The sequence below is a fragment of the Caproiciproducens sp. CPB-2 genome (assembly GCF_036287215.1).
Classification (GTDB): Bacteria; Bacillota; Clostridia; order Oscillospirales; family Acutalibacteraceae; genus Caproiciproducens.
The window spans coordinates 876,096-902,699 of record NZ_CP142860.1; the positions used below are offsets into that span (position 1 = coordinate 876,096).

Below are 26,604 nucleotides of genomic sequence, written 5' to 3' on the forward strand. Positions count from 1 at the left end.
GTTTCCTGGTGGCACGCCTAAGAAGTCAATGGAAAGCTGTTTCGAAAAATACACGGACGTGTAAACTTGCGTACATAAAAGCACACAACTCTGCAAAACAGAATATGTTTCAAGAGGTAGTATGGTATGAAAATAAAAGGCGTAATATTTGATCTGGACGGAACACTTCTTGATTCGATGGGTTATTGGAATAATTTACGCGTGGAATATCTGAAAAGGAAGAAAATCGATTTTCCGCCGGGACTGGAACGTACCTTGGTTAAAATGGGTTCTATGGAATCCGCGGAATATCTTCGCATGAGATTCAATCTTGCGGATTCGGCGGAGGACATTAAGAATGAATTTGATCAGGAAATGACCTATCGCTATGAAAACAGTATCCGCCTAAAGCCCGGAGTGCTGGAAGTGCTGCAGCGGCTCACTGATATGGGCATCAGATTTTGCGCAGCCACTGCTACGGACCGTGTATTAATAGAAAAGCCGCTTATACGATTGGGAATCTATGAGATGTTCGCCGGCATATTAACCTGCCAAGAAGTCGGATATAATAAGATGCATCCCAATATTTGGCGGGAGGGACTTAAAATTCTTCATACGACACGCGATAATACCATTGTTGTAGAGGATAATATTCAGGCAAGCCGTACTGCAAAGGCAGACGGGTTCACAGTATATGCAGTCTATGATGAAACGGCTAAGGACGAAAAGCAAATGCTTCAGTTACTTGCGGATCGCTATTTAGATTCATTGAAAGAGTTTTTAAATGATTTAAAGTAATGGGATGAGGAAAGTACAGAGTTCATAATGTCTGTCTCATACGGTTGACGTAAAGAGAGACCTGTATGGGCTGTTTATTTAAATAATGAGAGGAATCAATATGGTAAGTCAAAAAGTAAGAATTCAATTAAAATACGGACTGCATGCCCGGCCGGCCGGTACGCTGGCGAAACTGGCGCAGCAGTATCAAAGCGATATAAAAATGCAGTCAAATGAAAAAACATTCAACATAAAATCAATCATGGGCGTGATTGCCGCAGGAGTAAAGTGCGGCACGGAAGTCGAACTGATCTGCAATGGAACAGATGAGCAGAAAGCATTGCGTGAACTGGTCGATGCGATTCAATCAGGTCTGGGAGAATAACAGAGCTTTCATACAACGGGCAGGGTTTATACAGCCCTGCCCATTTGTTTTCATATATCAATTCTAAGGAGGAAACAGGATGACAGTCCTAAATGGAAAAGGTGTATTGGATGGGATCGCAATCGGAAAAATTGTGTTCTATCAGCGAAAGGGAAGGGAAGCAGTTAAACGTCATGCTGAAAATACAGAGGAGGAACTTCGTCGTTACCGGGACGCAAAACAGCAGGAAGCAGCGGGACTGAAGAAGCTGTATGAGAAGGCGCTTCATGAGGCGGGAGAGAAAAGCGCCAAGATATTTGAAATCCATCAGATGATTCTGGAGGATATCGATTTTTGCGATGCCATAACGGATACGATCCAATCGGAGCGGGTCAATGCGGAATATGCCGTGAAAAAGGCATGCGATACATACGTTCAGACAATTTCTGCTATTGACGATCCATATCTGAAAGAACGTGCTGCCGATATCAAGGATATATCTCAAAAGCTGATTGAAATCCTTGCCAATGCCGAATCGGATGCTTTTACATCGGATGAACCCGTTATTATCGTCGCAGACGACCTCACGCCAAGCGAGACAGTGCAGATGGATAAATCAAAAATACTTGCTTTCATTACCATAAACGGTTCTGTTAATTCTCACACTGCGATTCTTGCGAGGAGCATGAATATTCCCGCCGTGGTCGCTGTCGGAGAGCAATTGGGCCTGAGATATAACGGGAAGAACGCAATTGTGGATGGCGCTTCCGGAAGGATTTATATTGAGCCGGACACTGCGACGCTGAAATTATTTTCTGAAAGGAAAGAAGCGAAAGAGGCGGAACAGGAACAGCTGCATTGCCTGAAAGGGAAAAACAGCGTTACGATAGATGGAAGGAAAATCAAGATTTTTGCAAATATCGGTGGGCCGCAAGACGTGGAGGCGGTCCTGAACAATGACGCGGAAGGCATTGGACTGTTCCGCAGCGAGTTTCTCTATCTTGGCAGAGAAACGTATCCGACCGAGGAAGAACAGTTTCAGGCTTATCGGTCGGTGGCGGAAAAAATGAAGGGAAAGCAGGTCATTATCCGTACACTGGATATCGGCGCGGACAAGCAGGCAGACTATTTTGAAATGCCAAAGGAAGAAAACCCCGCTATGGGCTGCCGTGCCATACGCATTTGCTTAACCAGGCAGGATGTTTTTAAAACACAGTTAAGAGCATTGTACCGGGCTACTGCGTTTGGAAACATCGCGATCATGTTTCCCATGATCATTTCCGTGGGAGAGGTCAGGGCTATAAAGCAAATTGCGCAGGCTGTTCAGCTGGAGCTTTCCGGGGAAGGGGCAGCCTACAATCCGGGAACAAAACTGGGCATCATGGTCGAAACTCCGGCGGCCGCTCTTATTAGTGATGAGCTTGCGAAGGAAGTGGATTTCTTCAGTATCGGTACCAATGATCTGACTCAATACACACTGGCGATCGACAGGCAGAATCCAGGTCTGGAGCATTTCTACGATGCACATCATAAAGCGGTGTTGACCCTTATCCGGATCACGGCTGAAAATGCACACAAAAACGGCATTTTTGTAGGGATCTGCGGTGAACTCGGGGCGGACCTTTCCCTGACGGAGACTTTTTTAAGGATGGAAATTGACGATCTTTCCGTATCGGCGCCCTGTGTGTTACCGCTGCGGAAAAAAGTCATGGAAACCCGCGTTGATCGTTAAATGTTTAAATGGCGGCACTTTTATAAAACGCCTGCGGAACTGGCAATGAAATGACCCAAAAAGTTAGATAAATTACGGCGTTGTCCAGTTCCCTTTCAGAAAAGTGCATAAACAAAAAGTTAAGCAAGAACCGCAAGGTGAACAGCAAAGGTTATTCTAAGATTTTGGCCATCGGATACTAAAAATCCGGTGGCCTTTTAGTATCCAGTAGAGATATAGAAAATGTGATTCTTATCACTCAATGGTATGCAAAGCTGCATCAGTACGGATGAAGAAACAGGTGAAGTCTCAGAATACAAAAAATTTTCCCTTTAAGAGCTAAAGATTTTAACTTGTGATTGTCAGCCGAATTTGTATAATATACTTAAATAAACATATATGTTTAATAAAAAATTAGCGATCTGCCGACAGGCTTCACGGCAGAAAAGGCGGAGAAACGACGATGTTTTTCTGGGCGCGGGGCGGACAAAGATGTTTTTGTATCGGTTCGGACGTTGCCGGTGAAACATGGTCTCTATATAAATCAATTTTAAATGTGTGTGTTAAAAGGAGACAGGGAGTATGAACAGAGAAAAAAAGACAATAAAATTCGCATCCGGGCTGCTGACCGCTTCGCTGATGCTGTCAATCGCCTTTAGCGGCTGCGGCAATAATCCGTCGGTTTCCTCCGGAGGCGCGCCCGCAAGCAAAACGGGTTCGGCCGTGGAATCCACTGCGGCCTCCTCGGAGAAGCCGGATGTGATCCGGGTGGGAACGGCTTTTACCGCGGGCAACAGCAACAAGGCCTCGCTGATGACTTTCGGCGTGCTCTACGAGCATCATCTGCTGGAAGAGGAATTTGAAAAAGACGGCATCAAAATTGAATGGAACTTCTTTAAAGGCGTCAGCCCCGCGGTGAATGAGGCGTTTGCCAGCAACACCATCGACTTTGCCGCCACAAGCGACCTGGGGGCCATTGTCGGCAAGTCGAACGGGCTGAATATCAAGCTGATCGCTTCCCAGTCGAGGGGCGGAGAGTCCTATCTCGGTGTGCCCGCCAAATCGACGGCCACAAAGATTGAAGATCTTGCCGGAAAGAAGCTCGCCACCACAAACGGAACCACTTTTCAGGTGACTCTGGCCAGAATTCTGGCAAAACGCAATCTGACGATCAAGGATTTTGAATTCTTCAATCTTGCGCCTGCGGACGGTGTCGCAGCCCTGGTGAGCGGGAATATCGACGCCGCCGTCTACGGGGGACCGGGGCAGTTGTTCCCACCCAGGGACAAAGGGCAAGTCAAGATTCTGTACACCACCGCCGACGATCCGGAATTCAAGGCGGATGAAAAGCCGCAGACCAGCGTGTTCGTTGCCGACAGCTTCCTTGAAAAGTATCCCGACATCACGGAGCGTTTCCTGAAAGCGTATCTGAAGGCGGCGCAGTGGATTTCAAAAGAAGAAAATCAGGAGGACTACTACGTGATCGCCTCCCACACTGGCCAGTCCGTGGATGGCCTTCGCGAAGGCGCGAAGGGAACGGATCCGAGCTACATCTATTCGCCCTTAATTGACGATTCGGTTGTGAATTATTACTCGGGCACCATCAGCCTTATGAAGGATCTGGGCCTGATTAAAAATGCCTTCGACGCGAAGGATCTCATCGTCGAAGAGCCTTTGAAAAAAGTTTTGGAGGAGACGAAGCTGCAGGACAACTGGAAAAAATATTGACATGGATGATTCTTTCCTCAAAACGAAGATTAAGGAGCTAAAATATGAGCACAAAATTACTGGATATTGACTACTCTTCCATTGAAGACGAAGACATCGTCGCCGTTCTGAAAGCGTTTAAGAACCGCCATTTCAATGTCTATTACGCACCGGACGCGGAAGCGGCCCGGGCAATCGTAACCGAATTGATTCCCTCCGGCGAGAAAGTGGGGACCGGCGATTCGACCTCGGTGGCGCAGCTTGGCATCTACGCGGCGCTGGAAGCGCAGGGAACGACGGTTTACACGGGACACGCAAGGGGAAAGACCTTTGCGGAAACCAGACGCCTCAGCGCCTTGTCCTACAGTTCGGAGTGCAGGTATTTTCTGACGGGAACCAACGCCGTAACGCGCGACGGGAGGCTTGTCAATGTGGACGCTCTCGGAAACCGCGTGGCCGGCATGTTTTACGGGCACGAGAATTCGGTTCTGATCGTCGGCCGCAACAAGATCACAAAGGATCTGGACGAAGCCTTCAACCGGATCCGGTATCAGATTTCCCCGCAGCACGTGAAAATACGCAGCACGGACCTTGGCGGCCGGCCCTTTAAGACCGGGTGCGTCAAGACCGGGCGCTGCGTGGACTGCAGGGGCGAGGACCGCACCTGCAACGTATTCACGGTGATCGAGCATAAGCCCAAAGGCACCAATATCAACGTCGTGTTCGTCAATCAGGACCTCGGTTTGGGATGGGATGACTCCTGGCCGAAAGAGCGGATCGAAAGCATCATCGAAGAGTACAAAAAGCTGGTGTGGATCCCGCCGCAAAGACAGGAGCCGTCCGGACTGAAGGTTCCCGCACAGGCCGATTCCGGGGAAAAAGCGGGCGGCTGACCGGCCGAACTAATAAGGCGGCACCCCCATATCACATTGAATGAAGGAAGCGGAGAAATGAGCATCCAAACGACGGAATCAGCGAGATCGGCGTTTGAAAAAGCGGTTGCCGATTACCCTGACGTGCCGTTCCATATTATCTTGAAACTCGACCTGCTGCGGCGCGGCGCATATTTAACGGAAAAGGCGCTCGACGCGGTCCAAAACGATGAATATCGTTTTGGACCCATGAGGATTTTCTATTCTCATGGAAGCACGAAAGGAACGGACAGGGAGATTCCCGGTTCCATCCTTTTGCGCGATGCAACCACCGCATCCGTGTCTTTTGACGAGGACTACCGGGAGCCCTATCGGATCGAAAGGGAGAACGGCGCCTTTGCCCTTTATGACGGGGATGAGTTTGTCGACACGATCGACTTCACGCCTCGGCCGAAATATTACGGAAAGAAAACAAGCCGGGGGGTGCCGATGGAAAGCATCGCCAGCGCCCGCGCTCAGCGGCTGATCATCAACACCTACAAGCACTGCCATCTGTGGGATACGGGAGACCAGTGCCGGTACTGCGCCTTCTTCACGGACCTGATCCGGGCGAAGCAGGCCGCCCGGGAGGATCGCGCCTCCAAAGAGGTGGATGCCGAGGATATTTACGAAACGGTCCGCGAGGTTTTGAAAGAGCCCGGACGCATATCGGAGATTTACCTGACCGGCGGGATGGACTATAGCGGGGAGGTACTGTTCGAGAATGAAGTGAACCGCTATATCCGTATTCTGCAGGCAATCGGGCGCAATTTCAAAGGACGCTTTTCCAGCCAGATCATGGCGCCTGCCTATAGCAGGGAACAGCTCAGGCGCATCTATCAGGAAACCGGCCTCACCTCCTACTGCCCGAACGTCGAGGTGTGGGACGAGGAGATTTCAAAACACATATGTCCCGGAAAGAACCGCTGGCCCGGAAACGCGGAATGGATTCGCCGGACGATCGACGCGGTGGAAATTTTCGGGAAGGGCAATGTGTATACCCAGGTGGTCGCCGGCGTGGAGATGGTGCAGCCGTACGGCTTTCCGACCGTTGAGGAAGCGCTGGAATCCAATTTTCAGGCGTGTGAATTTTTCGCGAAGCACGGTGTCGTCTTTTTGAGCACCGTTTGGCATCCGCATAAACACGCGTCCCTGGGCGAGCGTCCGGTCCCGCCTCTCGGCTATTACGTGAGGCTGGTGCGCGGCCTTCATGAAATCCGCAAGTCGTATGGGCTGACGTCAGACAATGACGATTATAAGCACTGCGGGAATCACGCGGACAGCGATTTGGAAAGGGGGGACTGACCGTGCACGCATTTTCCCAGCCGGTCGGGATTCCGGAAAAACTTTTGAAACTGCTTCAGGAGCCGGCCGCCGTAAAAGCGGTCGGAACGGTAAACCCCGACGGTTCCCCGTATGTCAGCGTAAATACTACGCTGACAAGCCTGGACGGAAAATCGCTGATTCTGAGCGAGGATCTGGAAAAATCCGTCAGCAACGTCAATCTCGTGAACAGCGTCTGGTTCGGCAGGACCGTATGCGTGACGGTTTCATACGGAGAAGCCTCCTTCGCAATAAAGGCGCGGGTGCACCGCTGCCTGATCGTCGGAAAAATATTTGAACAGATGCTCGCGCGCAAACGAAACGCGTATGGGGACGACGCCGATATTTCAACGGTCTGGGAGCTTCTCCCTCTGGAGATAAGCGAAACGTCCCCGGCGGTCCTGCGGAGGCGGCAGGAAAAAGAACATCCCTATTTCGACCGTCACCTTGACCGATCGAGTATCAAAGCTTGAAAAAGACCTGCCGTACTGAGAATGGAGGGAAACCATGACCATAAAAAGAGAAGTATTTTACACCATCTGCCCGCTGATCGTCGCGTCCCATATCGCCGTTGAGAAGGGCTGGCTCGCGGAAGAACTGGAGAAGGCAGGCGCCGCGCCCCGCTTTCTGCGCGAGCAGCCCAAAAGCGAGTGGCTGGCGCATTTCACGTCGATCCATCCGAACCTTTTCCGCGACGGCGGGTGCATTCCGCCGCTTTGGGCAAGATCCCTTTCCCCGGTAAACAAGCTGATCGCCACCACCTCGTTCAGCCGGTCCGGCGGACAGCTTGTCGTGAGGGCAAGGGACGGAATACATACGGTCGCGGATTTGAAGGGAAAACGGATCGGCCTTTCTCTGCGTGAAAAGCCGGACCGGGTGGACTTCGCGCGCGCAACGGCGCACCGCGCTGTTCTCCTGGCCCTGCGGCTCGGCGGGCTGAGAGAGGACGAGGTGACGCTCGTCGACCTGCCGGAATCCGGGGGAAAAGCCGGCGACCCCTCGTGGGAGAAGCTGGAGCCAGCCAAAAATCCCGTTGCCCTTTGGGGCGGGGGTAAGCTGAGGGCGCAGGCTTGGCGGGACGGGCAGTCCCTGCTGGACGGACGTGTGGACGCGGTCTACGCAAGGCCGGGGCAATCGAAGCCGCTTGAGGAGAAAGGTCTTGTAACGGTCATCCATCGCATTGCCGATCATCCCGACTGGACGCTGCAGGTTGCCAATACGCCGACGGTGGTGACTGTCAGCACCGAGGTTGCCGAAAAATATCCCGAGATCCCCATAGCATGGCTTCGGGCATCCGTGAAAGCGGGAAAGTGGATCAGGGATAACACCCGTGAAGCCGCCGAAACGTTTTTTGAAGTGACCGGCGAGTCCGGCCTTGAAAACATCGTGCGGAAATTAAAAGAATACGACTTCGTGCCGAACCTGTCGCCCAAAAGACTGGCCGCCCTTGACATTCAGAAGGAATTCTTATTAAAGCACGGATATATCGAAAAGGACTTCTCCCTTGAGGAATGGGTCGACGACCGGTTTCTCAAGCAGGCGCTGGAGTAAGTCCGGGCCCGGGGGCCGTCGGAAAATCCGGCGGAAAGATAAGGAAAGGAAAGGAATCAAACATGAGTACCAACCAGAGAAACGGGCAGGCTTCCCCGCCTGCGCCGGCGTTCGCGCATATCGCGGAAAAAATTCATAAGGCGGTGCGGCACAAGGGAACGCCGGGCGTGCCCGAATCGCGGATCAAACGGATCCTGTCGGGATTTCTTTTGCCGGCGGCGGTTTTGGCGGTATGGGAGGTCGCGACGATTTTTTCCCTGGTTCCTCCCCAACTGCTTGTGCCGCCCGAAAGCGTATTTCAGTGCCTTGTCAGACTGACCGTAAGCGGAGTTCTGTGGGAGAATCTGAGGGTCAGCCTTTCTCTCGTCCTTCTGGGGTTCACTTGGGGGGTCCTCGGGGGAATCGCGGTCGGCGCCTTGATGGCGATTTTCCGGACCGTCGACCGCCTTGTTCATCCGCTCATTCAGGCGATACGTCAGATTCCTCTTTTCGGGTGGCTTCCTTTCTTAATTCTGCTTTTTGGCATCGGCCGGGAATTCAAGATTGTGTTTATCGGCCTGAGTACGTTTTATGTGATGGTGGTCAATGCCTATGACGGCGTAAAGAGCGTTTCACCGGAGCATCTGGAGGTGTCCAGAATCTTCGGCGTTAGTTATTTCCGTCGGTTTACTGAGGTCATTATCCCAGAGGCGATGCCTTCGATTTTCACCGGTCTGAAAACCGGGCTAAGCCTTTCGTGGATGACCGTGGTAGGCGCGGAGATGGTGGCCGCCAGCCTGGGAGTGGGGTATCTGATGAATTATTCGCGCACCATGTTTGAGTACGACGTTGTGTACGCGATGGTTTTTGTCATCGGTATCATGGGCTTTCTGATGAGCCTGATCGTAAACCGGATCGAGCGGCATGTCCTTCGCTGGCGTACCACATATCGCTCCTCCGAATAAAGCATCGGATTATGAAAGGGGGAACAATCCTTTGAAGTATGGCGAATTCATCCGCAAAACGGCGATGGGACTGGCGCTGCCGCTCCTGATCATACTGGCTTGGTTCCACGCATCGCCGGGCAGCAGCCTGGTGTCTTCTCCGGGCGAGGTTTATGATACGATCGTGGAATCCCTTCAGAACGGCTTTTTATTGGAAAATCTTCTGGTGAGCTTCAGCCGCGTGATGCAGGGTTTTCTCTACGGATCGCTTGCGGGGCTCTTTTTGGGCACTTTGACCGGGGTCTCCGCGCGGGCGGACCGGATCATTTCACCGTTTTTTCATGCCGTGCGGAATGTCCCCATTGTGGGGTGGATTCCGCTTTTTATCATCTGGTTTGGGTTCGGCGATTTGTCGGAAATCATGCTGATCGCGGTCGGCGCGTTTTTCCCCGCCGTATTGAATACCTATCAGGGAATCCACAGCGCCGGCCGGAACTATGTTGAGGTAGGCCGGATCTTCAATTTAAAAGATTCTCAGATTTTCAGACGGATTGTCCTTCCCTCCGCACTTCCGTCCATTGTTACGGGAATCCGCATCAGCCTTTCCAATTCGTGGATGTTCGTTGTGGTCGCCGAAATATTCGGCGTCACTTCCGGAGGGATAGGCAATATGATGAACGACGCGCGAGAAGCGTTTCGCATGAACATCGTGATCATGGGAATCATCGCAATCGGAATCGTGGGTCTCCTGTTAAATCAGGTCCTCTCGCTGCTTGAGCGGCGCCTTCTGGTCTGGCGCCTTGCGGAGCGAAAGCCGTAAGCGTGAACAGGGCGGCCGCACCGGAATCCGCCGCCTCAGTTGAGCGCGGAAAAATTCCGGCTACATTAAACGAAAGGATAAACCGTTATGTCACAGAATAACAAAGATCCTCTTATACAAGTGGATCATCTGCATAAGGAGTTTACGATTGACGGGCAGCAGATTGAAGTGCTGCGGGACATCAACATCAGCTTTGAGGATGGCCAGTTCATCAGCATTGTCGGAACCAGCGGATGCGGAAAAAGTACGCTGCTGCGCATTATAGCGGGCCTGGAAAGCGCAACGCAGGGCAGCGTCTGTCTGGACGGAAAGGAAATCACCGATTCCTCCGGGGACTGCGGTCTGATCTTTCAGGAGTCCAGGCTGTTTCCCTGGCTTACCGTTGAAAAGAATGTCGGGTTTGGAATTTCACGTAAAACGGTAAGTAAGAAGGAAAGGAAAGAACTTGTGCAGCGCCATATTGAGCTGGTCGGTCTGAAGGAGTTTGAAAAAGCGTTCCCCTCTCAGTTGTCGGGCGGTATGCAGCAGCGGGCCAGCATCGCAAGAAGTCTGGTGACCGATCCGAAGGTACTGCTTCTGGACGAACCCTTCGGTGCGCTGGACGCCATTACCAGGATGGGAATGCAGAATGAAATCCTGCGCATCTGGAAGGCGGAAAAAAAGACAATGGTGCTGGTGACGCACGACATTGACGAAGCGATTTACCTTGGGGACACGGTCGTGGTGATCTCCAGCCGGCCTGGAGAAATTAAGCGGGTATTCCACGTTGACCTTCCAAGGCCGCGAAGCCGGAACACAGAAGATTTTTTCAATATCAAAAAAGAAATTTACACCCAATTGTTCGGCGAAAAAACCTACGAGCTGGAATATTACCTGTAACTGCCGCAATACGGCAAACGGGCACGGAACATGCTGACGACCCGATAAGAAAACAAAAGGAGTTTAAGAATGGCAATCAAAGAATTCCGCTACACCATCTGCCCGGTCGGAAATGCCAGTTTTCTTTCTGCAAATCGGGAAGGCTTCTTGTATGACGCATTTCGACCGCTGGGAATCCGGCCTGTTTTGCTGCAGAGCCTGCCTCGTGACAGGTGGTTGGCACATTTTACCTATCAGGACCCCGCGCTCTTCCGGGAAGGCGGAAATGTACCGCCGATCTGGGCGAAGTCGAACGGGACGGAGGTCGTCCTACTTGGCCTTACGATGCATGCGCAGAAAACCTATATTCTGACACGCATGGATTCTCCTGTCGATTATGTGGAGGAACTGCGCCATAAGAAATTGGCGCTGCCGACGCGTCCGGAATATCCGGTCGTCGATTTTTTTAAATCTGACGCCGAGCATCTTTTCCGCAGCGTGCTCGCGGCGAGAGGAGTCGGCACCGCCGAGGTCGAATTTGTGGAAATCCCGGCCAGCGAGTCGGAGATCAACATTACGTCGGACAAAACGAATCATTTCGGAAAAGCCGAGGCGGATGCCCTGGAGGCCGGAAAGGTGGATGCGATCGTCAGCAGCGGTGTACGTGCCCTACGGCTGATGCTGACAGGAAAATTCAAGACAATTTTTGAGCTTGGCGCGCATCCCGGTTCGATTTCTACCGTCTGCGGAGAATATCCGCATATCCTGACGGTCAGCAAACAGCTGGCGGACGAAAATCCGGAAGTAGTTGTGGAGTACCTTAAACAAACAATTCTGGCCGCGGAATGGGCGAAAACAAACCTTTCCGGGACTCTGGCTCTCTTTTCCAAGCAGCTTCACGCGACACCCGGTGAAATTGTAACGGCGCTGCCGCGCGATTTTTACAAGCATCTGACGCCCGGATTCTCCAAGGAAGGTTTGCTGGCGCTGGAAGGCCAGAAGAAATTTCTTTATGATCGCGGTTACATAGCGAAAGACTTTCCTATTGAAAAATGGGTGGACGAAAGCTTTCTTCGTGCAGCGCTGTCCGATCTTGGAAAGAACATATCCCTTCCAAATGTAGACGGCTGAAAAAATTTTTCTTTAATTACCATGGCGGATCAGAACAGCTCTATGTCTTTGAAGAGACGCTTGACAATGAGACCCGCGTTACTATTCGGAAAGGTTTCATTTCCATTCCCACAGAATTTCTCAAAAGAAATGGCTTGAAGCCTGGGGGTAGACAGCTTATATCTGCGGGCATCGAAGACGGCATGAAAGTTAACGCAAAGGAAGATATATTATAAAAAAGAGCATGAAAAAAGGCAAGCAGAAAAAACTGCTTGCCTTTTATGGTGGACGTTATAGAACTCGAATCTATGACCTTTCGCACGTCAAGCGAATGCTCTACCAGCTGAGCTAAACGTCCATTTTTTGAGTGCTCGATTATTATACCTTAAATAGCTCTAAAAATCAATATAAAATTTCAAAAAAATCTCATTTTTATTTCCTTCGCTTGTTTTCGACCGGGGATTAGCCTATAATAGAACATAATATTTTTGATGTGAGGTGTTTGCTATGCCGATAGGCCTTGTACTGGAAGGCGGCGGTATGCGTGGGGCGTATACGAGCGGCGTGCTGGAAGTTTTCTTGAACCATGGGATCGAGTTCCCGAATGTCTACGGCATTTCGGCCGGCGCCTGCAACGCGCTCAGCTATATTTCCAGGCAGAAGAACAGGAATTACGATATTTTTTATCAGTATATCGGGGATAAGCGATATATCAGCGTGGAAAATTTAAACCGGACCGGTTCTTTGTTTGGTTTTGACTTTATTTTCGGAGAACTTTTCCATACGCTTCTTCCGTTCGATTATGAATCCTTTTTCAATTCTCCGGTTGACCTGAAGGTCGGCGCTACCGACCTGAAAACCGGTCAGACGGTCTTTTTCGACAAGGCGAATCTGGATGAGGATTTCACCGCGGTCAAAGCCTCCAGTTCGCTGCCCTTCATTTCCAACACCGTTTCCTACCGGGGACATGAACTGCTGGACGGCGGCTGCGCGACTCCGATTCCGATCGAGCGCTCTATTTTTGACGGAAACAATCTGAATGTGGTCGTACTTACCCGTGACAGCACCTACCGGAAAAGCCCGCGCCCGGAATTCCCGCGTTCGGTGCTTCGTGTAAAATACGGGGAGTACCCGAATTTTGTAAATACCATGCAGGTCCGCGCGGAGGTTTACAACAATGAGCTTGAGGTCTGCCGCAGACAGGAGGCGGAGGAAAAAGCAGTCATCGTCCGTCCCAGCAGGCCGATCGTGACGGGCCGGTATGAGAAAAACCCGGAGGTGCTGAAAGGGATCTACGAAATGGGAATGAGCGACTGCGAAAGAAAACTTCCGGAAATCCGTGCTATGATGGCGCGCGCATAAATAAAGATGAAGGGACGGATGTTATCCGTCCCTTCACTTGACGATAACCGGTGATCGGTCTATATTATACATTATTATACATTGCTCATGAGTTTGCATTTAAGGAGGCCGTACAAAATGCTGAAACGAGCTGCCGCCGTCATTTTGGCGGCTGCGATTCTGCTTTTTTCCGCCGGGTGTGCCGGAAGAACAACGCAGAATGTCCGTTTTCGGGTGGTGACATCCTTTTATCCTTTATATATTATGGCCCTGAACATCACCGACGGGGTGCCCGGCGTACAGGTGGACAATATGGCGGGGCAGCAGGCGGGCTGCCTGCACGATTATCAGCTGCAGTCGAAGGACATGAAAAATATAGAGCAGGCGGATGTGTTCGTGATGAACGGCGCGGGCATGGAAAGCTTTATGGCCAAAGTGACATCCCAGCTGCCCAATTTGCGGGTGGTCGATTCGAGCGAGGGAATTTCCCTTTTGACGGATGAGAGCGGGGAGAAGAACCCGCACATCTGGGTTTCCATTTCGAACTGCATCCGGCAGGTTTCCAACATCGAAAAAGGTCTGGCACAGGCCGACCCGCAGAATGCCGAAGCTTACCGGAAGAATGCACAGGACTACATGGCGGAGCTGAGCGTACTGCGTGATAAAATGCACAGCGAGCTGAGCCGTATCGCGAACAGGGATATCATTACCTTCCATGAAGCTTTTCCGTATTTTGCCGAAGAATTCGACCTGAACATCGTGAGCGTGGTCAACCGCGAGCCCGACAGCCAGCCGAGTGCGCGCGAGCTGGCGGAAACCATCCGGCTGATACGGGGCAGCGGCGTAAAAGCCGTTTTTGCGGAGCCGCAGTATCCGAAGTCCGCCGCCAATATTGTAGCAAATGAAAGCGGCGTGAAGGTATATTCGCTTGACCCGGCGGTGGCCGGGGAAAACAGCAAAAACGCCTATCTTGACGCGATGGAAAGCAACCTGAAAACACTCGAAGAGGCGCTGAAATAAAAGGGGAATGACATGGATACTTGCAAATGCAGCATACAGATACGCAGCCTTACGGTGAGAAAGCACGACGGGGTGATTCTTCACGACGTCTCCTTCGATGTGCATCACGGAGAAATTCTGGCGCTGATCGGACGCAACGGCGCGGGCAAAACCACGCTGCTCAAAGCGCTGCTGGGGCGTATTCCCTATACGGGGACCGTTGTGTTCCACAATTTTAAGGGAGAAAAGATTTCCAACCCCCGCATCGGCTATGTTCCGCAGAATCTGGTATTTGACCGCTCCATGCCCGTTACGGTCGGCGACATGCTCTGCGCCAACATGAGCGGGTTCCCGGTCTGGCTGGGTCATAACAAAGAAAGGCTGAACCGGGTCCGGCAGACGCTTGCCGCGGTCGGGGGCAGCCCCGCGCTCTTAAACAAACGGATTGGCAGCCTTTCCGGCGGGGAAATGCAGCGTGTGCTGCTCACGTTTGCCCTGGACCCGAAGCCGGACCTTTTGCTTTTAGATGAACCGGTGTCCGCGGTGGACCGCAGGGGGATAGAGGTCTTTTACGACCTGGTCACCTCGATGCGCGCGGAACACCAGATGCCGATCATTCTGGTGTCCCACGACCTTTCCCATGTGGAGAAATACGCGACGCGCGCCGTGCTGCTGGACCGCACCGTTCTGGTCAGCGGCAGCGTCCGGGAAGTGATGAGAACGCCCGAGGTGCAGGAAGCCTTTGGCCTGAAGCTGACCGGAGGTGTGAAATCATGAACGCAATATATTCCTTGATCGATCTGCTTCTGCCGTTTGAGTGGACGGAATTCCACTACATGAAAAACGCGCTGCTCGCCGTTTTGCTGATCACCCCGCTGTTCGGGCTGGTCGGGACGATGATCGTAAACAACAAGATGTCCTTTTTTTCGGATGCGCTGGGACACTCCGCGCTGACCGGAATCGCCATCGGCGTTCTGATGGGCATTGACAATTATCTGATTTCCATGATGGGCTTCGCGCTCCTGTTCGCGCTGTGCATCTCGGCTGTGATGAATTCCGGCACCTCCTCCGCGGATACCATTATCGGGGTGTTTTCCTCTACCGGGCTGGCGCTCGGCATCGTGCTGCTGTCGGCTTCCGGCGGCTTCGCGAAATATTCCGGGTATCTCATCGGCGATATTTTAACGGTGCAGCCCGGGGAAATCGTCATGCTGGCATTTATCCTGCTGGCGGTGCTCGTGATCTGGTCCCTGTTCTTCAATCAACTGCTGCTGACCAGCATCAATGCCGATCTGGCCGCGAGCAAGGGCATCAATACGCGCTTTGTTGAAAAGCTGTTTGTGATCATTGTGGCCGCCATTGTAACCGTGTCGATCAAATGGGTGGGCGTGCTGATTATCAATTCCCTGCTGGTTCTTCCGGCGGCTTCGGCCCGCAATCTTGCGAAGGGGATGCGTTCCTATCACCTGATCGCCGTCCTGATCTCGCTGTTTTCCGGCGTGAGCGGGCTGATCGTCTCCTACTATACGGGTACGGCGGCGGGCGGCACCATCGTGCTGATTGCTGCGGCGATCTTCTTTTTCAGCTATTTTCTCAATCGGACACGGGAGAAAGGCTGAAACAGGTTGCGAACACTGTCGGAAATGTGTTACTATTTGATTACTGAATGGGCGATGTCCCGAATTTCGTAAGAGAACAGGAGATTTCTGAATGTTGCACCCTTATTTTAAACCCGCGGATATCCTGCTGCCGAAGGACGTACCGACAGAAAACTGGTGTGTGGTTGCCTGTGACCAATATACTTCCCAGCCGGAGTACTGGCAGGAAGCGAAAAAGGCGGCGGGGGATACTCCCTCCACCTACCACATGGTCTACCCCGAATGTTATCTGGAAACGACCGACGCGGAGCAGTACGCCGCCGGAATCAACGCCGCCATGGAACGTTACCTTTCGGACGGCGTTTTTCGTGAAATAAAGAACAGCTACCTTTACGTGGAGCGCACTCTGGCGGACGGAAAGCTCCGCCGCGGGGTCATGATGGCGCTCGACCTGGAGCAGTACCGGTACGAGGCGGGCAGCAAGACGCCCATCCGCGCGACGGAGGGAACGGTGCTGGAACGGATTCCGCCCCGCGTAAAAATCCGCCGCGGCGCGCCGCTGGAGCTGCCGCATATCATGATTCTGATCGACGATCCTGAGCGCAGCGTGATTGAGAAGATCGATCCTTCTGAGCTGGCCCCGGAGTACGAGGGAAAGCTGATGCAAAGAAGCGGGAGCATCCGAGGCTTCCGCCTGAATCCCGCGGCCGCCAAAAAGCTGGAAGACGCGCTGGACCGTCTGCCGGTCCGCGATAACCTGCTTTTTGCCGTGGGTGACGGCAACCATTCCCTCGCGACCGCAAAGGCCTGCTATGAGGAACTGAAAAAGACGCTGTCCCCGCAGGAAGCGGCGGTTCATCCCGCGCGCTGGGCGCTTGTGGAGGTCGTGAACCTGTACGACGATTCCCTGCAGTTTGAACCAATCCAGCGGGTGGTGTTCCAGACAAATCCCGGGGAGCTGATGCGGGAGCTGTACCGTTTCTACGACGTTTCCGACGTGCCCTGCGAGGGGCACCGGATCACCTGCCTGCTGAACGGACGGAAAAAGGATATCTGGGTAAAGAATCCGCCGTCCAATTTGGAAGTCGGTACGCTGCAGAAATTTCTGGACGCGCGCCTCGCGCGCGTGGGCGGAAAAATGGACTACATACACGGCGTCGGGGTAGCGGAAAAGCTCTGTGCCGGGGACAGCAATGCAATGGCTTTCTTTCTTCCCAAAATGGAGAAAAGCAGCCTGTTTGAAACGGTCGCCGTCGACGGGGCCCTTCCGCGGAAAACCTTTTCCATGGGGCATGCCTGCGACAAACGCTTCTATATGGAGTGCCGCAGAATCAAGTGAATCCGAAAGTGCCGGCGGGGCGGTCCCCCGCTGGTTTTTTTGCTTTCAGAACATGATTTTTTATGGAAAATGTCAATGTTTTCATCTCCTCTTTATAATGGAAAACAAATGTGATATTATTGAGGATAAAGTATGTTGAATCGGCTGCCTTCAGGCGGCGGAACGGGGGAAATATGTCTGGCGTAATCAGAGTATTTGTGGAAAAGAAACCCGGCTTCGATGTTGAAGCACAGCACATCAAAACCGACCTTGTAGACAATCTGGGCCTGACTTCCATTGAGGAACTCAGGCTGATAAACCGGTACGACGTGTCCGGACTTACCAAAGAAGAATTTGCCGCCGCAAGGGGGACTATTTTTTCCGAACCCAATGTGGATGACGTTTATGATGAAGCGGTTCCGGTCCCGGAGAATTTTACCGTGTTCGCCATGGAATATCTTCCTGGGCAGTACGACCAGCGCGCCGATTCCGCCGCGCAGTGTATCCAGCTTCTGACGCAGGGGGAGCGCCCGCAGGTGGCTACCGCCCGCGTGATTGCCGTAAAAGGCAATTTAAGCGAAGAGGAACTGAATCAAATCAAAAGCTATCTGGTAAACCCGGTGGAAAGCCGTCTTGCCTCGTTAGCAAAGCCCGAAACCCTCGACGTGAAAGCGGATGTTCCGCCGGACGTCGCTCGCGTGACGGGCTTTATCAGTTGGAATGAAAACGAACTGAAGGCCTATTATGAATCCATGGGCTTCGCCATGAGCTTTGAAGACCTGGCGTTCTGCCGCGATTACTTCCGGAAGGAAACCCGCGACCCCAGCGTGACCGAGCTGCGCGTCATCGATACCTACTGGAGCGACCACTGCCGCCACACCACTTTTTCCACAAGGCTGGAAAATATCACAATTGAGCAGTCGGCGGTCAGCGGCGCGATTGAGGATGCGCTGAAAGCGTATTACGAGGCGCGTTCCGAGGTGTACGGTGAAACGGACCGCCCCGTCTCCCTGATGGATATGGCGGTCATCGGCATGAAGCTTCTGCGCAAGCGGGGGCAGATCCCCGACCTTGACCTGAGCGAGGAAATCAACGCCTGCTCCATTGAGGTGCCGGTCACCGTGGACGGAAAAGAAGAAAAGTGGCTGGTGCAGTTTAAAAACGAGACCCATAACCATCCTACCGAAATCGAGCCGTTCGGCGGAGCGGCCACCTGCCTCGGCGGCGCGATCCGTGATCCGCTTTCCGGCAGGGCGTATGTCTATCAGGCGATGCGCGTAACCGGCTCCGGCGACCCGCGAGTCCCTTTTGAGGACACGCTGGCGGGCAAGCTGCCGACCCGGAAAATTACGACGGGCGCGGCGCAGGGCTACAGCTCCTACGGCAACCAGATCGGCCTTGCGACCGGTCAGGTCACCGAGCTGTACGACGCCGGTTATGTCGCGAAGCGCATGGAAATCGGCGCGGTCATCGGTGCGTCGCCGAAAGAGAACGTGGTGCGTTTCGTGCCGGATGAGGGCGATATCATCGTACTGCTGGGCGGCAGCACGGGGCGCGACGGCTGCGGCGGCGCCACCGGCTCCAGCAAGGCGCACACCGAACAGTCCATCGAGGTCTGCGGTGCGGAGGTGCAGAAGGGAAACCCGCCGACCGAGCGCAAAATCCAGCGCCTTTTCCGCAATCCGGAGGTCGCTCGGAAAATCAAACGCTGCAACGACTTTGGCGCGGGCGGCGTCTGCGTCGCCATCGGCGAGCTTGCGGACGGCCTTAAAATCGATTTAAATAAAGTTCCTAAAAAATATGAGGGCCTTGACGGAACCGAACTGGCCATTTCCGAATCGCAGGAGAGAATGGCGGTCGTGCTTGCCCCGCAGGACGCGGAAGCGTTTATTGCAGCAGCAAACGAAGAAAACCTTAACGCGCAGGTGGTCGCCGTTGTGACGAAGGAGCCGCGTCTGCGCATGACGTGGCGCGGCGACACAATTGTGGACATCAGCCGCGCGTTCTTGGACACCAACGGCGTGACCCAGAAAAACGGCGTGACCATTGAAGCGGTGGACCCGGCGCGGTATTACAGAAGCTTAGTGCCGGAATGCCTGAAAAACAAACCGTTTGCCGGAGCGTTTGAAGAGAACCTTTCCCGGCTTGAGGTCTGCAGCCAGAAGGGCCTTGCCGAACGGTTCGACGCGAGCATCGGTGCGGCGACTGTCCTGATGCCGTTTGCCGGAAAATATCAGCTGACCCCGGAAGAGGCAATGCTGGCGAAAGTCCCGGTCATGCACGGAGAAACGGACGACGCCACCGCGATGTCCTACGGGTATCTTCCGGGCATCGCGCGGTTCAGCCCGTTCCACGGCGCGGCCTGGGCGGTCACGGAGAGCTTGTCGAAGCTCGCCGCCGTCGGCGCGGACCCGCTGAAAGCCCGGCTGACCTTTCAGGAATATTTTGAAAGGCTGAACACCGACCCGAAGCGCTGGGGCAAACCGGCTGCCGCGCTGCTCGGCGCGCTGAGCGCGCAGCTCGGCATGGGGCTGCCCGCGATCGGCGGCAAGGACAGCATGAGCGGCAGCTTTGAGCAGCTGGACGTTCCGCCCACGCTGGTCAGCTTTGCCGTCGCCATGACCAAGGCGAGCGGGACCGTTTCCGCCGCGTTTCAAAATCCGGGCGCGTCCGTTGTACTGCTTCCGGTTCCTGAAAATCCGGAAACCCTGCTTCCGGATTGGGAAAAGCTGAAGGAATACTACGCGGAAATTTACAATATGATTCATCGCGGCGCGGTGGTATCCGCTTCCGTTGTCAAGGAAGGCGGCGCAGCCGCGGCGGTCGCGAAGATGTGCTTCGGCAATCGGCTGGGCTTTGTGTTCCGTGAAGGGGCGATCGATGAAAAGACGCTGTTTGCTCCCGCTTCCGGCGCGCTGATTGTGGAGCTTGCAAAAGATTGCCGGGTCGACGGGAGATTCCATCCGGTTGTTCTGGGAACAATCAGCGAAGAGCCGCGGATTGTTCTGGGAAGCGAAACGCTCCGGATCGAAGTGCTCATTGCCGCATGGTGCGGCACGCTGGAAAAGATTTTCCCGAACGAAGCGCCGGAGCAGCCGCTTACGAAGGAGGTTCCGCTCTTTACGGAGCGCTTTGCAAAAGCGCCCGCGATCAGGGCCGCGAGGCCCCGTGTCTTTATCCCGGTGTTCCCGGGAACCAACTGCGAGTACGACACCGCCCGCGCTTTTGAGCGCGCGGGAGCGCAGCCGGAAATTCTGGTTGTGCGGAATTTGACTTCTTCCGATATTGAAGCTACAATTGAACGGATGGAAAAGGCGATCCGTCAGTCTCAGATCATCATGCTGCCGGGCGGATTTTCCGGCGGCGACGAGCCGGACGGCTCCGGAAAGTTTATCGCGACCACCTTCCGCAATCCGAAGATTGCCGAAGCGGTGGGCGACCTGCTGAACAACCGCGACGGGCTGATGCTCGGTATCTGCAACGGGTTCCAGGCGCTGATCAAGCTGGGCCTTGTGCCGTACGGCGAGATTACAAAGCCGAGCGAGGACGCTCCTACCCTGACGTTCAACACCCTTGGCCGCCACGTTTCCCGCATGGTGTATACCCGCGTGACCTCCGTCAAATCCCCGTGGTTCGCGGGCGTAAACGCGGGCGATGTGTTCGCGGTGCCGGTTTCGCACGGGGAAGGGCGTTTTGTCGCAAGCGGCGCGGTCATGGACCGTCTGATTGCCGGGGGCCAGATTGCGACCCAGTATGGGACCCCGGACGGAGCCCCCAGCGGCCGTATCGAATGGAACCCGAACGGCTCGGTCTGCGCGGTGGAGGGCATCACCAGCCCGGACGGGCGCATTCTTGGCAAGATGGCCCATTCCGAGCGCAAAGGAAAAGACCTGTACGCAAATGTTCCCGGAGCGAAGGACCAGATGATTTTTGAATCAGGTGTCAAATACTTCAAGTAATACGGGTGAAAGAATAGAATGAGTGAATTTTTCAGAAGAACCTGGGCCGAGGTCAGCCTTGACGCAATTGACCGCAATTTTGAAACGATCCGTAAACAGCTCAGGCCGGAAACGCTGGTCTGCTGTGTCATCAAGGCGGACGCTTACGGCCATGGGGCGGAGGCCCTCGCGAAGGAATATGAAAAGCTGGGCGCGGACTGGTTCGCCGTTTCCAATCTGGAGGAGGCAATGCAGATCCGCAGCGCCGGAAGCCGCCTGCCGATCCTGATTTTGGGCTACACGCCGCCCTGCATGGCCGCGCAGCTGTGGGAGCTGAACATTGCGCAGACCGTGTTCTCCGCCGGGTACGGCGAGGCGCTTTCCGCCGAAGCGGTCAGGGCCGGCGTTACGGTGCGCGTTCACATCAAGCTGGATACGGGCATGAGCCGCATCGGCTTTCTATACCAGAACCCCGCCAGGGACGGCGGCGTGATCGATGAGATCGAAAAAGTCTGCAAGCTGCCGTCGCTTGACCCGGAAGGTATTTTTACTCATTTCGCCGTCGCCGACGAGGGCAACGGCGGCCGCGGCTATACCATCATGCAGTTTGACAACCTGATGAAAGCGATTGCCCTGCTGGGACAGCGCGGCATCGCCTTTAAAATCCGCCACTGCGCGAATTCCGCCGCGATCTTCGATTACCCGGATATGCAGCTTGACATGGTGCGCCCCGGCGTGATCCTGTACGGACTGATGCCGTCGGACAGGATGAAAAATGCCGTGGAGCTGATGCCCGCGATGGAGCTGAAAAGCGTTGTGTCGCTGGTGAAAACCGTTGAACCGCAGACCAGCGTCAGCTACGGCAGGAAATATATTGCAAAGAAACAGATCAAAATCGCGACCGTGCCGATCGGCTATGCGGACGGCTACCCGCGGCACCTCTATATCAAGGCGAGCATGCTCGTGCGCGGGCATAAGGCAAAGATCATCGGCCGGGTATGCATGGATCAGCTGATGCTGAACGTCACGGCGATTCCCGACGTAAAAGAGGGCGATATTGTGACCGTGTTCGGCCGCGACGGGGACGCCTCCGTCACGCTGGAGGAGCTTGCCGGTTACAACGACACCATCAACTATGAGCTTGTCTGCATGATCTCAAAGCGCGTGCCGCGAATCTACTACAAGGACGGCAAAGAAGTCGGCGAGCTGAATTATATCTGTAAATAAGGCATCTTCCGCCCTATAAGCTTTTACAGTTTGATGATATAGAAGAAATACCGTAAGCCCAAACAGGCTTACGGTATTTTTATACGGTCAGTCAGGTTTTGCGGAATTTAGGTAATTTCACAAAGCCTTTCAAATACTGAAATTCGCGGGTGTTCCGGAACAGAACCAAATAAACCGTGTTGGGTACAAGAAGGCAGATCACGCATTTCACGGCGAAGGCCCAGAACCCGGCGCCGGGCAGGAAGGAGCAGCACAGATAGGTGAAAGATCCTGTCAGCCCCGTCAGCGCGGCGTAATAAACGTACCGCGCAAAATAGGTTCGGACCGGGCGGCGGAAGCCGTGCCGGAACAGGACCAGCGGCTCCACCCAGAAATCGATCGTCATGGTGCTGATGAAGGTTCCGGCAAAAACGCCGATGATTCCGTATTTCTGTACCAGGATAATGGAAAAGATCAGGTTTGCCGCGGCTTCCAGAACCGCCTTGTACCGGTCGTACCAGAACAGGCCGAACGCGTCGCGGAAGGTCAGCGTTGCCTGCCGCATGCCGGTGACGAAGAAATTGAGGGCAATGACAAAGACAATGGGAAGGGCAAACAGAAGGTTCTGCCGCCCTGTCCACAGGACGATGAACGGGTTGAAAAGGCAGAAAAGGCTGATCGAGCAGAAGCTGAAAATCCAGAAGCCCGCAAAATTGATGGAAAGGTAAATATCGTACGATTTCTTTCTGTCCTCCAGCACACCCAGATTTCCCACGCTGGCCGTGATTCCGCTGAAAATCTGCGCGGTCAGCTGGCGCAGGGTGCTGGTAATCAGGAAGTAATTGGAGTAGATGCCCACGCTGACGATGCCCACAAAGCGGGAAATCAGCAGGATGTCGGTTCCGTTGACCACTGTAAAGCCAATCCGGTGCATAAACATTGCGCGGATATTTTTGAGGATGGAGGCCCTGTCGCTTTTTCCGAGCCTTTCTTTTTCGTACTGTTTGAGGTATGGGTACATCTGATCCGCTTTGCGCGCAAGGAAGAAGTTCGTGAAAAAGCTGAACAGAATCTGCACGCAGAGGTACAGAATAAAGTTGCGGGTTTGAAACAGGATGGCAATCTGAATGATATTCTGTAAAATGCAGAAGCCGTACTGATATAAAGTGCAGACATAATTTTTCTGGTCCGCCACAATAATCGACTGCTTGTAGGAGAAGAAATAGGTGATGACCGTATTGAAAATATACAGCAGATAAATGACGGTCAGGTGCGGAATTCCGGGGTCGTTTTTAATAAAATGCGGGTAAAACGGAGTAAAGGCAAGACCCGCGATGCCGACGATCAGCCCGATGGTGTGATAGGCCCTTTTGTACAGGGCCATCAGCGCCCCGATTTTCTTTCGGTCGTTCTGCGCCAGCGGCTGATACATGCTGAAAATGATCGCGGTGCCCACGCCCAACTCGGCCAGGGAAAGCAGGGTCAGGATATTGCTGAACAGCCCGCTGATCCCCAGATAGGTCTCTCCGAGTGCCCTGATAAAAATGGTCCTGCACAGAAAACTCAGCAGAATACTGAACAGCTGGCTGCCGACATTGACAATAATATTCCTGATCGAGTTCTTACTGCGCATGGTTCACAGCCTTTCTGTCCAAAATGAATTCCGCCGGATAGTTCATCCTATCATTTATTTATGAATTTATCTTTGACGGGTCATTAACAGTATATGTCGGACAAATTCCGCAGCGGGGAAGAAATTTTTATATTCCTGCCAAAAAGAAAACAAAGCAATAAAAACAGGGACGCCCCCGCTCATGAAGTGACCACCAGTCGTTATCAGTATATCATACTGTCTAACTTTTCGGGGTCACTTCACTCATAGGGACTGTCCCTGTTTTGCTTGATTACCGTGGCTCAGAAGGCTCTTGGAATAAAGCCGACCTTTTTCATGACCTTGTTCAGGGTGCGTACGGAAATGGAAAGCGCTTTCTGCGCGCTTTCGGTATAGCACTGCTCCAGATAATCCCTGTTTTTAATCAGGTCGGCGTACCGCTCCTGAATGGGGCGCAGATGCTCTACCACGGCTTCGCCCACGGCGGTCTTGAAATCGCCGTAGCCCTTATTCTCGAACTCTTTTTCGATCTGCCCGTTGGAAAGCCCGGTCACGCAGGAGTAAATGCCCATCAGGTTATTGATCCCATCCTTGCCTTCCCCGCAGCGGACACAGGCTTCGCTGTCCGTAATCGCGCGCCTGCATTTGCGCATGATGTCCTCCGGCTTATCCAGAACGGCGACATAGGCGTTGGCGTTTTCATCGGACTTGCTCATTTTTCTGGTCGGCTCCTGCAGGGACATGATGCGCGCGCCCTGCAGGGGAATATAGGCGTCCGGTACGGTGAAGGTCCGGCCGTAAATGCCGTTGAAGCGCTCCGCAATATTGCGGGTGAGCTCCAGATGCTGTTTCTGGTCGGCTCCCACGGGTACGAGGTCCGCCTGATACAGCAGGATGTCCGCCGCCATCAGGCTGGGGTATGTGAACAGGCCCGCGTTGACATTGTCGGCGTGCTTGGCCGCTTTGTCCTTGAACTGCGTCATCCGCTGCAGCTCGCCGAACTGCGTGTAGCAGTTCAGGACCCACGCAAGCTCGGAATGGGTGCAAACGTGGCTCTGAATGAAAAACGGGCTCTTTTCCGGGTCGATGCCGCAGGCCAGCAGCAGCGCGTACGCTTCCAGCACGTTGCGGCGGAATTTCGCGGGCTCCTGACGGACGGTGATGGTGTGCAGATCGGCCAGAGCAAAAATGCAGCTGTATTCATCCTGCAGGCTGATCCAGTTTTTGAGCGCTCCCAGATAGTTGCCGAGGGTAATCGTGCCGCTCGGCTGAATGGCGCTGAAGATGACTTTTTTGCGCTCGGTGTTGGCTGTTTCCATTTTTGAATGCCTCCAAAATTAATTCCTGATGATATCGCGGGCAAGCCCGCCCAGAATTTGAATTCCCTTCAGCAGCTGGATGTCGGTGGGAGTGGAAAAATTGATGCGGAAAGACTGGCAGGGATCGTTTTCATTGGTCAGAAACGCGTTGCCCGGCACGACGCAGACCTTGCGCCCGACCGCCTGACTGCAGAAGTCGGTCATATCGATCCCGTCCGGCAGCGTGCACCACAGGAACAGACCGCCCTCGATCGGATTGTAGGTAACTTCCGGCGCGAGGTATTTGTCGAGCGCGGCCGTCGCGATGGCGGATTTTTTCAGGTAGACCTCGCGCAGCCGTTTCAGATGCGCGTCGAAGTCGTATTTTGTCATCAGCTCATGGCAGACGATCTGGGACCAGATGTTGGTGTGTACGTCCTCGCCCTGCTTGCAGACGATCATTTTCTGTAAAATCTCCCGCGGCGCGATCGCATAGCCCACGCGCATGCCGGGGGAAATCACCTTTGAAAAGGTACCGGCGTAAATGACGAGGCCCTCTTCGTCCAGCGACTTGACCGCCTCGATATGCTCCCCGTAGAAGCGCAGGTCGCCGTAGGGGTTGTCCTCCAGAACCAGGACGCCGTATTTTTTGGCCAGGGCGTAAAGGCGCCGCCGTTTTTCCCAGCTCATGGTGATGCCGGACGGATTCTGGAAATTGGGGATGGTGTAAATGAACCTGACGTTTGTTTCTTCCTGTAATGCCTTCTCCAGCTCGGCCATGTCCATGCCGTCGCTCTCCATCGGGATCCCGCGCAGGCGGCAGTTGTAGGAGCGGAAGGTGTTCAGAGAGCCGATAAAGCTCGGCGCTTCGCAAATCACCACGTCGCCTTCGTTGCAGAGCGATTTCGTCGCCAGGTCCATGACCTGCTGGGCTCCGCTCGTAATCAGGATATTGTCAAAATCACGGCCTACGCCGTGTATGCTTTTCATGTAGTAGGAGAGATATTCGCGCAGGGGCGCGTAGCCTTCGGTAATGCTGTACTGCAGCGCGTCGATGGGCCGCTCCGACAGAATCCGCGCGGAGATCTCACTGACTTCCTTTACCGGGAAAGCCTCGGGCGCGGGATTGCCCGCAGAGAGTGATATCACGCTTGGATCGGAGGCATACTTAAAGATTTCCCTGATTGCCGACGGTTTCAGCGATAAAACGCGGTCGGAAAATTGGTATTCCATATTGGTCACCCTCTCATTACGATTGAT

Annotated in this window: 22 protein-coding genes and 1 tRNA gene; 19 read left to right on the plus strand and 4 right to left on the minus strand. The window is 53.7% G+C overall.

The features are described from left to right. Positions 1–126 precede the first annotated feature (126 nt). The 12 genes from VXK30_RS04360 (at position 127) to VXK30_RS04415 (ending at position 12,055) form a co-directional block, all read left to right on the plus strand. Positions 127–777 carry an HAD family hydrolase gene (locus tag VXK30_RS04360; RefSeq protein WP_275713062.1) on the plus strand — a complete coding sequence of 217 codons (651 nt, stop codon included), beginning with the start codon at positions 127–129 and terminating at the stop codon, positions 775–777. Positions 778–877: 100 nt separating this feature from the next. Then, a complete protein-coding gene (locus tag VXK30_RS04365; protein ID WP_275713061.1) occupies positions 878–1,141 on the plus strand; it encodes an HPr family phosphocarrier protein in 264 nt (87 codons plus the stop codon). A 79-nt stretch (positions 1,142–1,220) separates the two neighbouring features. Further along, entirely contained in the window at positions 1,221–2,852 is a 1,632-nt protein-coding gene (ptsP, locus tag VXK30_RS04370; protein ID WP_275713059.1) for a phosphoenolpyruvate--protein phosphotransferase, read from the plus strand. Positions 2,853–3,413: 561 nt separating this feature from the next. After that, complete coding sequence (locus VXK30_RS04375) at positions 3,414–4,559, plus strand: ABC transporter substrate-binding protein (RefSeq protein ID WP_275713057.1); 1,146 nt, start codon at positions 3,414–3,416, stop codon at positions 4,557–4,559. 44 nt (positions 4,560–4,603) lie between these two features. Next, positions 4,604–5,431, plus strand: coding sequence for a lactate utilization protein (locus VXK30_RS04380; RefSeq protein WP_275713055.1), 828 nt, complete (start codon positions 4,604–4,606; stop codon positions 5,429–5,431). A gap of 57 nt (positions 5,432–5,488) precedes the next feature. After that, positions 5,489–6,754: a radical SAM protein gene (locus VXK30_RS04385; RefSeq protein ID WP_275713053.1), complete on the plus strand. Its 1,266-nt coding sequence runs from the start codon at positions 5,489–5,491 to the stop codon at positions 6,752–6,754. 2 nt (positions 6,755–6,756) lie between these two features. Beyond that, the gene (locus tag VXK30_RS04390) at positions 6,757–7,245 is read left to right on the plus strand and encodes a hypothetical protein (protein WP_275713051.1); all 489 of its coding nucleotides are present in this window, start codon (positions 6,757–6,759) and stop codon (positions 7,243–7,245) included. 34 nt (positions 7,246–7,279) lie between these two features. Further along, on the plus strand, positions 7,280–8,323 hold the full coding sequence (locus VXK30_RS04395; protein WP_275713049.1) for an ABC transporter substrate-binding protein: 1,044 nt from the start codon (positions 7,280–7,282) through the stop codon (positions 8,321–8,323). A gap of 62 nt (positions 8,324–8,385) precedes the next feature. After that, on the plus strand, positions 8,386–9,267 hold the full coding sequence (locus tag VXK30_RS04400) for an ABC transporter permease (protein ID WP_275713048.1): 882 nt from the start codon (positions 8,386–8,388) through the stop codon (positions 9,265–9,267). Positions 9,268–9,298: 31 nt separating this feature from the next. Further along, positions 9,299–10,066: an ABC transporter permease gene (locus VXK30_RS04405; RefSeq protein WP_275713047.1), complete on the plus strand. Its 768-nt coding sequence runs from the start codon at positions 9,299–9,301 to the stop codon at positions 10,064–10,066. Between the two features lie 87 nt (positions 10,067–10,153). Further along, complete coding sequence (locus tag VXK30_RS04410) at positions 10,154–10,945, plus strand: ABC transporter ATP-binding protein (protein WP_275713045.1); 792 nt, start codon at positions 10,154–10,156, stop codon at positions 10,943–10,945. Between the two features lie 69 nt (positions 10,946–11,014). Beyond that, positions 11,015–12,055, plus strand: a complete 1,041-nt coding sequence (locus tag VXK30_RS04415) for an ABC transporter substrate-binding protein (protein WP_275713043.1) — start codon at positions 11,015–11,017, stop codon at positions 12,053–12,055. Between the two features lie 261 nt (positions 12,056–12,316). Here the strand turns inward: VXK30_RS04415 and VXK30_RS04420 are convergent. Continuing rightward, positions 12,317–12,392: transfer RNA gene (locus VXK30_RS04420), tRNA-Val, on the minus strand. A gap of 149 nt (positions 12,393–12,541) precedes the next feature. Here VXK30_RS04420 and VXK30_RS04425 point away from each other — a divergent pair. The 7 genes from VXK30_RS04425 (at position 12,542) to alr (ending at position 22,455) form a co-directional block, all read left to right on the plus strand. Next, positions 12,542–13,396: a patatin-like phospholipase family protein gene (locus VXK30_RS04425; protein WP_275713042.1), complete on the plus strand. Its 855-nt coding sequence runs from the start codon at positions 12,542–12,544 to the stop codon at positions 13,394–13,396. Between the two features lie 117 nt (positions 13,397–13,513). Continuing rightward, the gene (locus tag VXK30_RS04430; RefSeq protein ID WP_275713041.1) at positions 13,514–14,395 is read left to right on the plus strand and encodes a metal ABC transporter substrate-binding protein; all 882 of its coding nucleotides are present in this window, start codon (positions 13,514–13,516) and stop codon (positions 14,393–14,395) included. 12 nt (positions 14,396–14,407) lie between these two features. After that, a complete protein-coding gene (locus VXK30_RS04435; RefSeq protein ID WP_275713039.1) occupies positions 14,408–15,151 on the plus strand; it encodes a metal ABC transporter ATP-binding protein in 744 nt (247 codons plus the stop codon). Beyond that, positions 15,148–15,993 carry a metal ABC transporter permease gene (locus VXK30_RS04440; RefSeq protein ID WP_275713037.1) on the plus strand — a complete coding sequence of 282 codons (846 nt, stop codon included), beginning with the start codon at positions 15,148–15,150 and terminating at the stop codon, positions 15,991–15,993. The genes VXK30_RS04435 and VXK30_RS04440 overlap by 4 nt, the downstream gene beginning before the upstream one ends. A 91-nt stretch (positions 15,994–16,084) precedes the next feature. After that, positions 16,085–17,311, plus strand: a complete 1,227-nt coding sequence (locus tag VXK30_RS04445) for a DUF1015 domain-containing protein (protein WP_275713035.1) — start codon at positions 16,085–16,087, stop codon at positions 17,309–17,311. 173 nt (positions 17,312–17,484) lie between these two features. Continuing rightward, positions 17,485–21,249 carry a phosphoribosylformylglycinamidine synthase gene (locus tag VXK30_RS04450; protein ID WP_275713033.1) on the plus strand — a complete coding sequence of 1,255 codons (3,765 nt, stop codon included), beginning with the start codon at positions 17,485–17,487 and terminating at the stop codon, positions 21,247–21,249. A gap of 18 nt (positions 21,250–21,267) precedes the next feature. After that, positions 21,268–22,455 (plus strand): alanine racemase, encoded by a 1,188-nt coding sequence (alr, locus tag VXK30_RS04455; protein WP_275713031.1) that lies wholly within the window; start codon positions 21,268–21,270, stop codon positions 22,453–22,455. A 91-nt stretch (positions 22,456–22,546) separates the two neighbouring features. On the opposite strand, the gene VXK30_RS04460 is transcribed toward alr, so the two are convergent. From VXK30_RS04460 to VXK30_RS04470, 3 genes are all read right to left on the minus strand, one after another. Then, positions 22,547–24,067, minus strand: coding sequence for a lipopolysaccharide biosynthesis protein (locus tag VXK30_RS04460; RefSeq protein WP_275713030.1), 1,521 nt, complete (start codon positions 24,065–24,067; stop codon positions 22,547–22,549). 281 nt (positions 24,068–24,348) lie between these two features. Next, positions 24,349–25,365 (minus strand): tryptophan--tRNA ligase, encoded by a 1,017-nt coding sequence (gene trpS / locus VXK30_RS04465; protein WP_275713028.1) that lies wholly within the window; start codon positions 25,363–25,365, stop codon positions 24,349–24,351. Positions 25,366–25,383: 18 nt separating this feature from the next. Then, the gene (locus tag VXK30_RS04470; protein ID WP_275713027.1) at positions 25,384–26,577 is read right to left on the minus strand and encodes an aminotransferase-like domain-containing protein; all 1,194 of its coding nucleotides are present in this window, start codon (positions 26,575–26,577) and stop codon (positions 25,384–25,386) included. Positions 26,578–26,604 lie beyond the last annotated feature (27 nt).